This is a genomic window from Nautilia profundicola AmH (assembly GCF_000021725.1).
In the GTDB taxonomy this organism is placed as follows: Bacteria; Campylobacterota; Campylobacteria; order Campylobacterales; family Nautiliaceae; genus Nautilia; species Nautilia profundicola.
The window spans coordinates 1366772-1380101 of record NC_012115.1 but is presented as its reverse complement, the minus strand read 5'-3'; the positions used below and the strand labels follow the sequence as shown (position 1 = coordinate 1380101).

The 13330-nt window shown below is 33.9% G+C and carries 17 protein-coding genes; 6 read left to right on the top strand and 11 right to left on the bottom strand.

What is annotated here, in order from left to right; all coding sequences use genetic code 11:
* The first annotated feature begins 96 nt into the window (after window positions 1-96).
* Window positions 97-924, top strand: a complete 828-nt coding sequence (locus NAMH_RS07265; RefSeq protein ID WP_015902227.1) for a prephenate dehydrogenase — start codon at window positions 97-99, stop codon at window positions 922-924.
* Here the strand turns inward: NAMH_RS07265 and NAMH_RS07260 are convergent.
* From NAMH_RS07260 to NAMH_RS07245, 4 genes are all read right to left on the bottom strand, one after another.
* Window positions 917-1438 carry a thiamine phosphate synthase gene (locus NAMH_RS07260; protein ID WP_012664011.1) on the bottom strand — a complete coding sequence of 174 codons (522 nt, stop codon included), beginning with the start codon at window positions 1436-1438 and terminating at the stop codon, window positions 917-919. The two genes, NAMH_RS07265 and NAMH_RS07260, sit on opposite strands and share 8 nt — an antisense overlap.
* Window positions 1431-1682, bottom strand: coding sequence for a hypothetical protein (locus NAMH_RS07255; RefSeq protein ID WP_012663530.1), 252 nt, complete (start codon window positions 1680-1682; stop codon window positions 1431-1433). The genes NAMH_RS07260 and NAMH_RS07255 overlap by 8 nt, the downstream gene beginning before the upstream one ends.
* Before the next feature lie 39 nt (window positions 1683-1721).
* Entirely contained in the window at window positions 1722-2405 is a 684-nt protein-coding gene (locus tag NAMH_RS07250; protein ID WP_015902157.1) for a F0F1 ATP synthase subunit A, read from the bottom strand.
* Between the two features lie 306 nt (window positions 2406-2711).
* The gene (locus tag NAMH_RS07245; protein ID WP_420835227.1) at window positions 2712-3440 is read right to left on the bottom strand and encodes a TIGR02757 family protein; all 729 of its coding nucleotides are present in this window, start codon (window positions 3438-3440) and stop codon (window positions 2712-2714) included.
* A 38-nt stretch (window positions 3441-3478) separates the two neighbouring features.
* Here NAMH_RS07245 and NAMH_RS07240 point away from each other — a divergent pair, with 38 nt between their 5' ends.
* Window positions 3479-4054: an SRPBCC family protein gene (locus NAMH_RS07240; protein ID WP_012663828.1), complete on the top strand. Its 576-nt coding sequence runs from the start codon at window positions 3479-3481 to the stop codon at window positions 4052-4054.
* A 6-nt stretch (window positions 4055-4060) separates the two neighbouring features.
* On the opposite strand, the gene flgK is transcribed toward NAMH_RS07240, so the two are convergent.
* The 7 genes from flgK to NAMH_RS07205 form a co-directional block, all read right to left on the bottom strand.
* On the bottom strand, window positions 4061-6244 hold the full coding sequence (flgK, locus tag NAMH_RS07235; protein ID WP_015902088.1) for a flagellar hook-associated protein FlgK: 2184 nt from the start codon (window positions 6242-6244) through the stop codon (window positions 4061-4063).
* 1 nt (window position 6245) lies between these two features.
* Window positions 6246-6656, bottom strand: coding sequence for a hypothetical protein (locus NAMH_RS07230; RefSeq protein ID WP_012663608.1), 411 nt, complete (start codon window positions 6654-6656; stop codon window positions 6246-6248).
* Between the two features lie 42 nt (window positions 6657-6698).
* Complete coding sequence (locus tag NAMH_RS07225; RefSeq protein ID WP_015902725.1) at window positions 6699-6878, bottom strand: flagellar biosynthesis anti-sigma factor FlgM; 180 nt, start codon at window positions 6876-6878, stop codon at window positions 6699-6701.
* Between the two features lie 57 nt (window positions 6879-6935).
* Window positions 6936-7211, bottom strand: coding sequence for a rod-binding protein (locus NAMH_RS07220; protein ID WP_015901968.1), 276 nt, complete (start codon window positions 7209-7211; stop codon window positions 6936-6938).
* Window positions 7212-7221: 10 nt separating this feature from the next.
* On the bottom strand, window positions 7222-8217 hold the full coding sequence (locus tag NAMH_RS07215) for a flagellar basal body P-ring protein FlgI (protein WP_015902532.1): 996 nt from the start codon (window positions 8215-8217) through the stop codon (window positions 7222-7224).
* A 107-nt stretch (window positions 8218-8324) separates the two neighbouring features.
* On the bottom strand, window positions 8325-9569 hold the full coding sequence (locus tag NAMH_RS07210) for an MFS transporter (RefSeq protein ID WP_015901769.1): 1245 nt from the start codon (window positions 9567-9569) through the stop codon (window positions 8325-8327).
* A 9-nt stretch (window positions 9570-9578) separates the two neighbouring features.
* Window positions 9579-10355 carry a histidinol-phosphatase gene (locus NAMH_RS07205; protein ID WP_015902455.1) on the bottom strand — a complete coding sequence of 259 codons (777 nt, stop codon included), beginning with the start codon at window positions 10353-10355 and terminating at the stop codon, window positions 9579-9581.
* 54 nt (window positions 10356-10409) lie between these two features.
* Between NAMH_RS07205 and NAMH_RS07200 the strand changes: the two genes are divergently transcribed.
* The 4 genes from NAMH_RS07200 to NAMH_RS07185 are packed head-to-tail and all read left to right on the top strand — an operon-like array spanning window position 10410 to window position 13321.
* On the top strand, window positions 10410-11069 hold the full coding sequence (locus NAMH_RS07200; protein WP_012663929.1) for a hypothetical protein: 660 nt from the start codon (window positions 10410-10412) through the stop codon (window positions 11067-11069).
* On the top strand, window positions 11070-12356 hold the full coding sequence (locus NAMH_RS07195) for a U32 family peptidase (RefSeq protein WP_012663890.1): 1287 nt from the start codon (window positions 11070-11072) through the stop codon (window positions 12354-12356).
* Window positions 12357-12365: 9 nt separating this feature from the next.
* Window positions 12366-12863 carry a 5-(carboxyamino)imidazole ribonucleotide mutase gene (purE, locus tag NAMH_RS07190; protein WP_015902612.1) on the top strand — a complete coding sequence of 166 codons (498 nt, stop codon included), beginning with the start codon at window positions 12366-12368 and terminating at the stop codon, window positions 12861-12863.
* Complete coding sequence (locus NAMH_RS07185; RefSeq protein ID WP_015901781.1) at window positions 12863-13321, top strand: DUF3972 domain-containing protein; 459 nt, start codon at window positions 12863-12865, stop codon at window positions 13319-13321. The genes purE and NAMH_RS07185 overlap by 1 nt, the downstream gene beginning before the upstream one ends.
* Window positions 13322-13330: the final 9 nt, after the last annotated feature.

Below are 13330 nucleotides of genomic sequence, written 5' to 3'. Positions count from 1 at the left end.
TTTTTAACTAAAATTGATACCGTATTAGCGGAATATTAATATATTTTTTTGTCTGTTTTAGGAGTAATGGTATAATTCCGGAAAAAAAGAGGGAATATGACTTGCGGTATAGTTGGTCTTGGTTTGATGGGGGGAAGCTTCGGTCTTGCAATGAGAGGATATTTTAAAGAAATTATAGGTATAGACCATAACGAAAAACATAAAAAAGACGCTTTAAGTTTAGGGCTTGTTGATAAAGTTGGTAGTTTTGAAGATTTATCAAACGTAGACGTGATAATTTTAGCCATACCTATCAGAGGGATAATAAGTTCACTTAAAACGCTTTCGAAAATGAATTTAAAAGAAAACTGCACCATAATTGATTTCGGATCAACCAAAGAGAGCATTATAAATGAGTGTCCAGCAAATATAAGAAAAAACCTTGTAGCCTCACATCCTATGGCGGGAACTGAATATTCGGGGCCGATGGCTGCAATTGCGGATTTATATGAAAATAAAATTATGGTCGTATGCAATTTGGAAGAGAGTGGAGAAACGCAAAGAAAGAGAGCTATTGAAATATTCGAAAAACTTAAAATGCGTGTTAAATATATGGAGGCCAAAGAGCATGACAGACATGCCGCTTTTATTTCACATATGCCTCATATAGTGAGTTTTTCAATAGCTAACGCAGTACTTAAACAAGAAGATAAAGAACATATTGTAACGCTTGCAGCCGGTGGTTTTAGAGATATGAGTAGACTTGCGAAAAGTAATGCGCATATGTGGGGAGATATCTTTAAAGAAAATAAAAGCAATCTTTTAGATTCAATAGAAGCTTTTAAAAGCGAACTTAAAAAAGCAAAAGAAATGATTGAAAAGGAAGAGTGGGATAAACTTAAGACATGGATGGAAACAGGTAACGAACTTCACAAAATTATGTAAAAAAATATCTTATACTTGCAAATCCTACAGCTTTGGATTTTTTAATCTCTTCTACTTCTTTGTCACTGACAATACCTCCGAGAGCAATGACGTTTTTGTGTAATTCACATATTCTATTTAGTGTTTCAATTCCGAGTCCCGGTCTGTTTTTGGATTCGAATATCGGTGAAAAGGTTATAAAATCGGCTTTTTGAGATTTTTTGACTTCTTCGGTGTTATGAGTTGAAGCGATTATTGTTTTGTTTTCAAAACTGTCAATTAAAGAAAGTTTTGAAGAAGGCAGATGCACTCCGTCAAAAAGATATAACAGTCGGGTGTTTTTTAAAGAGTCGATATTTATAAATACTTTTGCATAATCTTTGGCAAACTTTGCAAATTCTATAATTTCGTTTTCATTGTAATACTGTTTGTTTCTATAGCATACAAAATCGGGTTTGTGTTTTAAAATTGTCGTTTTTGTTTCTTCTAAAGTATATTTAGGATCGGTAATCATATATTTGATTAATTTACGCATAAATTTCAAAACCTTCTTTTTTATACTCTTTTTCCTGTTGCAGGGTTTTTAATATATTATTTATATAGTTTTCATCGACAGGTATTTTTTTTATTTTTTCAAGAACCTTGGGTAGGTCTTTTGATGGAACCTGCATTAGCGCTTTTCGTAACGCCTGTTTTTCGTCTAATTTTAAATTTTGATTTATATCTTGAAGTGAAAAGTTATTATTGAAATTGAAAGAGTTAATATGAGAGATTTGCATTAGACTCCTTTTTAGGAGCCTAAGCAAAAGGTGTTCCGATTAAAGAGCTTCTTCTTGTCCTGTTACAGCACCGTATAAGTAAACGTATGTAAGTACCATAAATACGAAAGCCTGTAAGAATGCAGAGAATGTTAATAGTGCATACCCTGCTAAAGGGAATACATAAGGTGCAAGCATTAATAATACTAATAAGAATAAATCGTCACCTTTGATGTTACCGAATAACCTGAACGCAAGTGAAATAATTCTTGAGAAATGCGAAAGAATTTCCACAGGGAACATAAGAGGTGCCAGCCATTTAACAGGTCCCGCAAAGTGAGCGATATAATGTCCTAAACCTTGTGCTTTAATACCTTCATAGTGATAATATAAGAATACGATTAATGCTAATGTTAAAGTTAAGTTTACGTTTCCAGTCGGAGATTCGAATCCAGGAATAATACCGATAAAGTTACCCATGAAAATAAAAATCGCCAAACTTCCGGCAAGTGCTAAATATTTTCTTGCGATTTCTTCGCTTGCAACGTCTTTTCCGATATATAAAATACCAGAAACTGTAGCTTCCATAACATTTTGACAACCGTTTGGCACGATTTGTAAATTTCTTGTAGCAAGTTTAGCAACAGCTATTGCCAATACTGCAGAAATAATAGTGTGAACTACCAACTGAACCATCGGGTCGTGGCCTAAAAATTGGAAAAACAACCAAATTCTACCTTCCATAAAGTTCCTTTTTTGTTGTAATTGTAGCAAAATTAATTATTAATTAATAGTGAAATGTGTGAAAAAAGTAAAAAAAATAAAATGGTGTGAAAAATGGTTAATATAAAAAACGGATAATAGCTTTTTAGTGACAGACCCTATAATTTATCGCATACCATTTTTATTAATTTAACAACTTTGAAGTTTCAAAAAATCTAATAACCATTATACTAATCATCATTAACAAATTAATACACTAATAACCAATAAACTTAAATAACATCAAAAACTTTAACCAATCCAATAGCTCAACTAACTTTATACAAACTAAATATCAATATTCATTTGTCCTATTCTGTAAAGCGCAAAATCGTATTTAATTGGATCGTTCGGATCGAATTCTTTTAGTTTATCGGTAAGTTCTAATGCTGCTTGAAGGTCATAAGTTTTTCTTTTTAATAGTCCAAATTTTAACGAAACCTTATGTGTATGAGTATCAAGCGGTATTATCAAATCTTTTTTATCAACTCCTTTCCATAATCCCAAATCGGGATATTCATTCCTAACCATCCATCTTATGTACATATTCCATCTTTTATACGGGCTTACTCCTTTTGTTTTTTGCGGAGGGATTTTTCCAATTAAAAACTCATATCCCTGTGAGGTGTATGGGTTTATTGCATAAATTTTTTTAATAATTTCCCTTATACCGTCAATAATATTATGTTCTTTTTTATATCCATTTAAAAAAAGTTCGTTTAAAGAATATTCTTTTTTCATAATTGATAATGTTTTTAAAAATTCATATACATCTTTTGCATTTTGGAAACGGTAATAAAGTTTTTCATTAAATACCGGTTTTTTAAAAGAATAGTCAAGTTTATTTAAAAACTTAAGTATGGCCTGTACGTTTCCGTATGCAAAAAGAGCTGCCATCAATGCCGAATATTCGTCTTTATATTTATGTGCTATAAGTACAGGGTCGAGTTTTTCCTCGTTTACTTCATATATATTGTTTTGAATTAAATCATCAAGTCTTTTTTTAATATCCAACATCTTCCCTTTTTGGTACAATTTTCCTAAAAAGGATTATAATGAAAAAATTGATTTTTTTGTTACTAAGTGTAGCTGTTTTGTTTTCATGGGAGCTTAAAAAGAATGAAAACGGTATAAAAGTTTATACCCAAAATGTTGAAAACTCAAAATATGATGAATTTAAAGCCGAAATGATAGTAACAAAACCATTTGATAAAGTTAAAAAAACTCTGCTTGATTTTAAAAACTATCCTAAATGGCAAAAAAAGATTGAAAATATTGAAGTAAAAAACGGATATATGTTAAAAGAACTTGATTTTCCTTTTCCTTTAAGTAACAGATTTGCCTTTTACAAAATCAATATAAAACAAACACCCGATATGCTGGAAATAGATTTAAACAGTATTCCATACGACAAACTGCCGGAAAATATTAAAAAAGAGTTTGAAAAACCGTCTTGTGTGGAAATGAAAGACGATGTTGTTTTTAAAGCTGTTAAAACTGATAATGGAGTTAAAATTATTTACAGCGCGAAAGTGGATCCTAAAGGGGCTCCGGCATTTATATTCAACAGAAAAATAGTATCAGCTGCTTATGAGACGTTAAATAATTTAAAAGAAGAGTTAAACAAATAACCCTTCTTACTGTTTTATACTAAATAGTGCGTCAAGCATTTGATTTATTGTAGTTATTACTTTTGCATTTGCCTGGTACCCTCTTTGGTACTGTTCTAAATTAACAAGTTCTTCATCGATGTTTACACCGCTTAAAGAATAATACTCATTTGAAATACTTGTAAGAAGAGTCTGAGTGCTTTCTTTTTTGCTTGAGACAATCTGTGTCTGATTAGCCAAATCTGCGGTTAAACCTCTGTAAAAACCGTAAATAGTATTGCTTTGTGTTTTTCCGTTTACATAAAAATTAATATTGTCGTATTGTAATTGTAATACGGAGTTTGCTATAGTGTTATCTCCTGAATTCGGAGTTTTACTGGCTTTAATCAAACTCGGATCGTCTTGAAGCTCCTGTCTTAATTGTATATTTGAAGCGTTATTTCCGTCAAAAAATTTATTAATTCCGAATGCTCCACCGAAATCAGCATTGTCGTTATCTAAACCGACATATGTGTTTTGATCTGTTTTTTTAGATAGGATTAATTTTCCGTTTATAAATTCAGCCTGATAATAATCATCAACGTCGTTGTTAAGGTTATTGTCTCCGTTGTCATCAATCCCAGGGGTGTTTATTTGCGCAAGTATACCTTCAATAGTTGAATATTTCGGGTCTTTAGAATCCATATTTACCGTTATAGTTCTTTTTGCTATGGCATTTCCGTCACTGTCATAAACTACTATATCAAAGTCACCGTTTTTGAGCGGTAGAGGTAATTGTGTATCATTCACCTGATTTAAAGGCTGGTATTCTATCTGGTTTAAAGCTGTAAAAAGCTGTGCTCCGTCATCTTTTACAAGTATTTTTGAAGTTTCGCTTGAATCAGATGAGTTTACGAATTTTAGCTGACCGTTTACTAATTTTGCTTCAACATCGGTAATCCCTGCATTTGTAAGTTCATTGTTGATGTTTTGTATTACGTCGTTTATTGAATCATCAGCAGAGACGGCAACTTTTATTTCAGTTGCGGTATTTAAGTTACCCTGGTCGTCATAAACGTTTAAAATTAGATTACCGTCTCTTACGGGTGATTTAAGTATTTTATAGTTATTGTATAGAGAACTTAATGAAACATCTGTCAAATCCGGTGAAATGGTGTTTGGTGAACTGATGACATCTGTTTCTACAGATTCCTGTGCGGAATATGAATAGATTGAGTTAACGCTTCTTATAAGTCCGTTTGCCAATGAATCGAGTGATGTCATCAAATTACCAAGCGTACCGTTTGTAGGGTTTCCTTCTTTATCGAAATCCGTTCCTCTTAAATTTAAAAGTGCTCCTATTTCCCCGCCTGTTACGGATTTGGTAATATCAACCACCGAATAATCCTGTTTTTCTATACCTATCATAGGATTGCCGGAAAGGGATTCTATACTAAGCTCATGATAGGTGGAATTATCCACAAGAGGATATCCTCCAAGTGATATTTGATAATCTTCCTCATAATCTGTTGTTACAGCACCCTGTGCGTCTTGTGATGTTACGCCTGATTTAAAAACTTTTACGTCAAGAAGCTCTTTTAATCTTTTTTCCAAAGCGTCTCTTTTATCTCTTAATTCATTGGCGTTTGATTCGTTGTTTGCTTCATGCGCCGTTATTTCTTTATTTAATTCAGCGATTTGTTTAATAATATTGTTTGCTTCTGTAAGTTTTGAATTTAAAGAATCGTTTATGCTTTTTTGTATATCTTCGAGTTTGCCTTTTAGGGTTTTAATATTATCTGCAAGTGCCTGTGTTTTAGCGGCTAAGTCAACTTTAACGGCACCGTCGTTAGGATTGCTTGCAAATGTTTGCCATGCATTAAAAAAATCTTCCATATCTTTATACAAACCGTTATCCGTTACGTCGGGAAAATATGTGGCTATTTCTTTTAAATACTGCTCTTGCGTATCAAGATTTGCAAAAGTTGCGGATGTTGATGTGTATCTGTTGAATAAAAAAGTATCGGTTATTCTGTAAATAGAGCTGATTTGTACACCGGTACCTATGTCTCCGGGAATAGAATTAATAGGATTTAATGTTGAAAATACCGCTCTTTCTCTCACATAGTCTGGGTTTGAAGCGTTGGAAATATTGTTAGATGTTACATCAATTGCAGTTTGGTGGGCTTTCAATCCTGTAAGTGCGGTTGAAAATGATGTTGAAATAGCCATACTATGCCTTTAATTGAAGATTGGAATCTTTGTATGATTCGTTTTTGTAATCGATAGTTTCACTATTATGGATTTGTTTAAGCAATGTGTTATAAAAATTCGCAACACTTAAAGCAAGTTTTGAAAATCTTTTATGAAGGTTGTTAAATTCAAAAAGTTTTTCTCTGAATTCATTAAAAAGTTTTTCTTCTTCGGGTGAGAAGATTTCTTCTAAAGGCTTGTTTCTTGAAACTAAAATTTTATCAATTTCAGTTTTAAGTTTTGCAAATTCACTTGCCAATATTTCTTTTGTTTTAGTATTTGCAAAAACTTCTTTATGATTTGCCTGTTTAATATTTTCAATATCTTCTTTTGTAAGAGAGATTAATTTGTCAAGAGTTTGAATAGTTTTATTTAATGTGTTAATAAGCATAGCCCTTCCTTTAATAATTTATATTTCAGGAAGGGTGAGAGATTAAAGAAGAGATTTAGCTAAAGCTTCGGCGGTTTTATCAATATCGATTTTATACTCACCGTTTTTTATTTGCTCTTTTATCTCTTCTACCCTTCCTAATTTTTCCTGTTTTTGAACATTTTGAGTTCTTTTTTGTTGGGTAGAGATCATTTGAGTATTCGCTCCTACTCTATTAATCATTTATTTGCCTTTTTTTATTGTTATTCTACCCAACTATATCGGCAAATAAAAAATTTTTTAAACCTTTTTTTTCAAATAATCGAAAAGCAGTTTGCTGTACCCGAAATTTCCGCTTAAATCTTTTGAAAGTTCTTCTTGGTACATAGATTTATATATTTTTTCACCGGGACTTTCAGGAAAAAGTTCGTTTTTTGAATTCATTGCTTCTTTGAGGTAAAAATTAAGTATTTCACTCTCAAAATCGTCACAAGCTTGTTTTAGTTTTTTTAAATTTTCGGTCTTGGAAATGTCGATTTTATGATGTGTTGCGATATTTATTTCATAACTGCTCATTTTTTTCTCCTTAATTTACTATTAGTTTTGCGTTTATTGCGTTACTGGCTTTTAAATTTTCAAGAATCGCTATCATATCCTGAGGAGTGGCTTTAAATTTTTGAAACATCTGTGTTAAATCAAGTATGGACGTTTCTTTTTTGATTTTAATTACAAAGTTGCCGTAAGTTATTACTGTCGGCTGAACCATAATGTCACTTCCGGCTACGATAGTTCCGGTTCTTTCGTCAATTACTATTACATCAGGCATTTTTGTCTGAACATTTAAATTTTCAACTCTTGCCAAAAATTCCGGCATACTCATATTGAGAGGTTTTTTAAGTTTAATGGTTCGTGGGTCGATTGCAACGGCTGCTTTGGTTTTGAAATAATTATTGATTCTGTTTTGAATTGCTACCGCTAAGTCAAAATCGCTTCTTTTAAGTGAAAGAGTTGCGTATTGTTGATGATATAGATCCCATGCCACAGCTCTTTCAACGGTTGCACCTTTTATAACTTTTACTGTTGTTGTGAAATGTTTTTGTTTTTTACCGCCTTTAAGGTTAAATCCGCCCATTGTAATAGGACCTTGAGCAAGCGCATAGATTTTACCGTTTACACCTTTTAGGGGAGTAATTAATAAAACACCGCCCTGAAGGGATTTTGCGTCACCGATTGAAGAAACTGTAATATCCACTTTATCACCTTCTCTGGCAAATGGCGGAAGTGTGGCGGTTACCATTACAGCCGCTACGTTTTTGGATTTTATATCTTTAGGGTCGAGTTTTACGTTTACGTTTTTAAGTAAGTTTGAAAGTGTCTGATTTGTGAATTTAGAAGACGAATCTCCGCTTCCGTCAAGTCCTACAACAAGTCCGTAACCGATAAGCTGGTTGTCCCTTACTCCTACAATGTTGGAAACATCTTTAATTTTAGCCGCAAACAGATTTGTTGTTATGAACATATAAAAGACTATTAAAAACATAAATCCTAAAAGTTTTTCGTATTTATCTATTATAAATGACATTCAAATCCTTTTGAATTTTACAAATAGAAGCAAAAGGCGTTCCAAAAACAAGTTGTGAAATGGATAAGTGGTGAAGTTGTGAAATTGATAAGGAAAAAAGAGGTGTTTTAGTCTATATATCTGACAATTAAAACACCGTCTTTTTCGTAGAAGTCGTATACATTTTTTTCCGTTTTAAGCTCTTCAATAAAATCTTTATCAAAGTTTTCATATTCTACTATTTTGAATCTGCTAACCGGTTTCATTTTTATAAGTAAAAACGTCCATATTAATCCTATAATAACTGAGATAATTAAAAAAAGACTTAACATGTTGTGATGAACGAAATAACCGGCACTCGCACCGCCTAAGAAAATACCGATGTATTGAATTGTATTTGAAGTTGAAAGGGCTGTCGCTTTTTCATGAGCTCTTGCAATTTTGCTTACAAAACTCTGTAGTACCGGCTCAAGCAGGTTGAAACCGAAGAAAAATACGATGACGGCGGCAAAATATGTGTATTTGTTGCCTATTAGGAAGAGAATTAAAGATAAAGTGATTGCCGTTGCACTCATTACAAATACGGTTTTTGCTTTTTGTTTTTTTTCGGCTAAAATCGCACCAAGAGGAAGTGCAAAAATACCGAGTACAAGTGCGGGAATATACACTTTCCAAAGATCAGTTTTATCCCATCCGAGTTTAGTTGTAAAAATGATAGGTGTCAACATAAAAAATACCGTCATTAAACCTTTTTGTAAAAATCCGCTTAGGAACAGTTTTAACAGTTCTTTATGTGTTAATATTTCTTTTAAAGAAGAGTGTTGCTGATGGTGGACGATTTTAGGAGGGTTTGGAATTTTTGCAATCACCAGCCAGATTGAAAACAGAGCCAAAAGAGCCGTTAGAATAAATAATTTGTCAACTCCCCAGTTCGCACCTATTGTAGGGCCTAATATCATAGAAAGCGCAAAACTCAGGGCAATAAACTGACCCATTCTCGCAAACGCTTTGGCTCTTGTGTTTTCATCGGTCAAATCGGCAATATAAGCTAAAATAACCCCTCCTATAGCTCCTGCTCCCTGTAATAAACGACCGAAAATAAGCATATAAATATTGGTGGAAAACGCACATACGAGGCTTCCTAAAGCTAATAAACTAAGTCCGAATATAAGTATTTTTTTCTTGTCGAATTTGTCAGCGGCTTTACCGAAGGGTATCTGTAAAAACACCTGTGATAAAGCGTATGCCCCAAGTGCTATACCTACATTAAACGCGTTGGCATTTTGTAAGTTCATGGCATACAGTGCCAAAAGAGGCATTACTATAAACAATCCGAAAAATCTTATCGCCATAAGCAAACTGAGATAAATCATAACTCTCCTTTAAATTTTAACTTTTATTTTTTGTTTTTTTTCAAAATAAACGGCTTCATTAAACCCTAACTGTTTAGCTTTTTGCACCGTTTCATTAAGCATAAATCCTACCTGTTCCGGCGAGTGAGCGTCACTTGAAAATGTAATATCAATATTTTCTTCAAAAATCATTTCAAGCAGTTCGTCTCCGGGATAGAGCTCTTTTACCGGCTTTCTTATTCCGGCAGTATTCAGTTCTACCGCCATACCGGATTTTTTAATGGCTTTAACGGCGTTTTTTGCAATGTCTTTTATAGGTGTTTTGGGTTTATATCCAAATACTTTGATTAAATCAAGGTGTCCTACAATGTTAAACAGTTTAGACTCCGCCAATTTTTCTATTAAATGAAAATATTCTTTATAAATATCATCCACGTCCCGTTGTTCCCAGTCTCTAATAAATTCCGGATTGTCAAATCCCCAGTTGTCCAAGAAATGGACACTTCCTATTAGATAATCAACATCCCTTTTTAATACTCTGTCATCAATAACCGGTGTAAAATCCACTTCATAACCTAATAAAATTTTAATCTTGTTTTTGTACTTTTTAGACAGTGAGACTATTGTCTGTTCGTATTTTTCCATTTCTTCAAAAGACATTCTGTATTTAGAATCGAAATCCATAGGTGCATGATCTGCGAAACCGTATATGTCAATCCCTTTTTCGATCGCTTTTTTTATATATTCTTCGGGCTCACCTATGGCGTGTTTGCATAAAGGTGTGTGATTATGAAGGTCTATAAGCATTTTTTGCCTTTTTAAATGAAATTATATATAATTAATCAAAAAAAGAGGTGAGCCATGACCCAAGAAGAATTAGATGCTTTAATGGCAGGCGGCGTTGACGAACTTGAAAACATAGATATTGAAAATGAAGAAACAAATCAAAATGAATCTGAAGAAGTAAAAGATGAAAAAGAAGAAATAATGCCGCCACCTGCGGATGAGAAGCATAAAGTTGTTGCTCAGCTTGATGAAGTTACAAAAGAGAGTGAAGAAAAAGCAACTCAAATTTTGGATATTATGGATAATATTTCCGCTTCAATGGCCGATGCCGTTGAAGAATTAAGCGAAGTGCTGAAGTTTTTAGAGCATGAAAAAGAACTTTTCACAAAACTTTCAAACGCTTTTCCTCATATTAAAACATTTAAAGAGGAACTTGACAGAGTTAATGAAATGATTGATAAAGTTCAAAAAGCGATAGAATCCGGAGAAGCTACTCAGGATGAAATAATGATGGCTATGGATATAATGCAGTATCAGGATATTCACCGTCAAAAAATTGAAAGAGTTATTAATATTATGAGAGCCTTAATTAAGTATATGAACAGACTCTTTGAAGGTAAAATTGATGATAGTGAAAGAGTTAAAAGCGCCACTCACATAAAAGGTGATGAAAACGAAGAACTTGTTAATGAAGATGATATAGAAGCATTAATAGCGCAGTTTGGAGCAAAATAAATGAAGAAAGTTGAATTATTAGCACCTGCGGGTGATTTTGAAAAATTAAAAATAGCTATAGCATACGGGGCGGACGCCGTTTATGCCGGTGTGAGCCATTTTTCACTTAGATGCCACAGCGGTAAAGAGTTTAATTATGAAAATTTTGCCGAAGCGGTAAAATACGCACATGAAAGAGGTGTTAGGGTTTATGCAACGGTAAACTCGTTTCCGTTTGAAAATCAGCTGCCTTTGGTGGAAGAGCATATATTAAAACTTAAAGAAATAGGCGTTGATGCGATGATTGTTTCATCTTTGGGTGTGTTGATGAAAGCAAGGGAGATTGCGCCTGAAATTGAAATTCATCTCTCAACTCAGGCTAATGCTCTTAATTCATGGGATTATAAAGCATACAGGGATTTAGGTGTTAAAAGAATTATTGCAGCGAGAGAATCAACATTAAAAGATTTACAGAGAATTAAAGAAAAAGTACCGGATGTAGAGATTGAAACGTTTGTACACGGCGCTATGTGTTTTGCATACAGCGGAAGGTGTCTGTTGAGTGCGGTGCAGTTCGGAAGAAACCCGAACAAAGGAAGCTGTGCGAACGACTGCAGGTATCCGTACGTGCTTTATGCAGAAAATCCGGAAACGGGTATGATGTTTAAACTTGAAGAGTATCCGGAAGACGGTACGTATATAATGAACGCAAAAGATCTGTGTCTGATTGAGCATATTCCTGAGATTTTAAAAAGCGGGGCGGTTGATTCCATTAAGATTGAGGGAAGAACCAAAGCGCCTTATTATGTCGGGGTTGTGACAAAAGCCTACAGGGAGGCGATTGATGCGTTTTATGAAGGCAGGGAGTTTGACAAAGAATACTTTATGAATGAAATCCTGACTACCAAAAACAGGGGACTTACAGACGCATACCTTGTAAAAAGACCTTATGAAAGACACGATACTCAAAATCTCGAAACCTCACTCACTCACGGTGAATGGCAGGTTAGCGGAATTGTAAATGAAGATGAAGAAACGTTTATGTGTAAATATAAAACATTCCCGGGTGACGTTGTTGAAATACTCGCACCAAAAAATGCTAAAATTTCACCTGTAAAAAACGAAATAGGTGAAATTTGGCAGGAAAACGGTAAATGGATACTGAAGTTTAATAAAATAGAAACAAAAAACGGTAAGGTTTTAGAAGCGGTACACAGCGGGAATTTAAACCCTATAAAATTACCTTGTAAGTTGCCGTATCTTACGTTTTTAAGAAAAAAAGTCGAGTTTAGTCCAAACGGAGTATAAGGAGAAAATATGAGATTTATATCAATACTTATGGGAAGCAAGAGCGATTATGAGATTATGAGAGAAGCTGTTAAGATTTTGGAAAAATTCCAAATTCCTTATGAGCTGATTATCACATCGGCACACAGAACGCCAGACAGAACTCACAGCTATGTAAAAGAAGCTGAAGAGAGAGGTTGTAAAGTGTTTATTTGCGGTGCCGGGATGGCGGCTCACCTTGCAGGTGTGGTTGCATCACTTACTACAAGGCCGGTGATTGGTGTTCCTATGCCTACGGGTATGATGGACGGACTTGACGCACTTTTAAGTACTGTTCAAATGCCGGGAGGTATGCCTGTTGCAACTTTAGCTGTAGGAAAAGCCGGAGCTAAAAACGCGGCGTATCTTGCGCTTCAGATTTTAGCAAATAATGATGACGAACTTAAAGCCAAACTTGAAGAAGACAGGGTTGCGGGAGCTAAAAAAGTAGAGATGGATTCTAAAGAAGTAGAAGTAAGAATAGACTGATGCAAACATGGCTTACGTTAGAGGAATTTTGTAAACTAAGCGGAAAAGATAAAAAAGAAGTTTTAAAAGCCTGTAAACAAAAAGAACTCAAATGTAAAAAAAGTGATGGCGTAATTTATATAGAAATAGAATCTTTAGCTAATGCCATCGTTCCTGTTGAGGAGCTTGAAGTAATTGAGAATAATAATGATGTGGCCGAAAGAACAATCGGCATGCTTTTGACTCTTCATGAAAAAGTTTTAATGAGCAAAGACGAAACCATTGAAGCTCTTAAAGAAGAAAACGAGTTTTTGAAAAACTCGATTTATTCCATTCAGGAAGTTTATGAAGATTCTCAGGAAACCATTAAAAGGCTGCAAAAGCAGCTTGAGATATGTCAAAACGAGCTTGAGTTTTGCCGTAAAAAATATAAACTTATGTGGGGTAAAGTGCTGAAAAAAGAAAATGAAGAAAAATAAGGAGGTTGG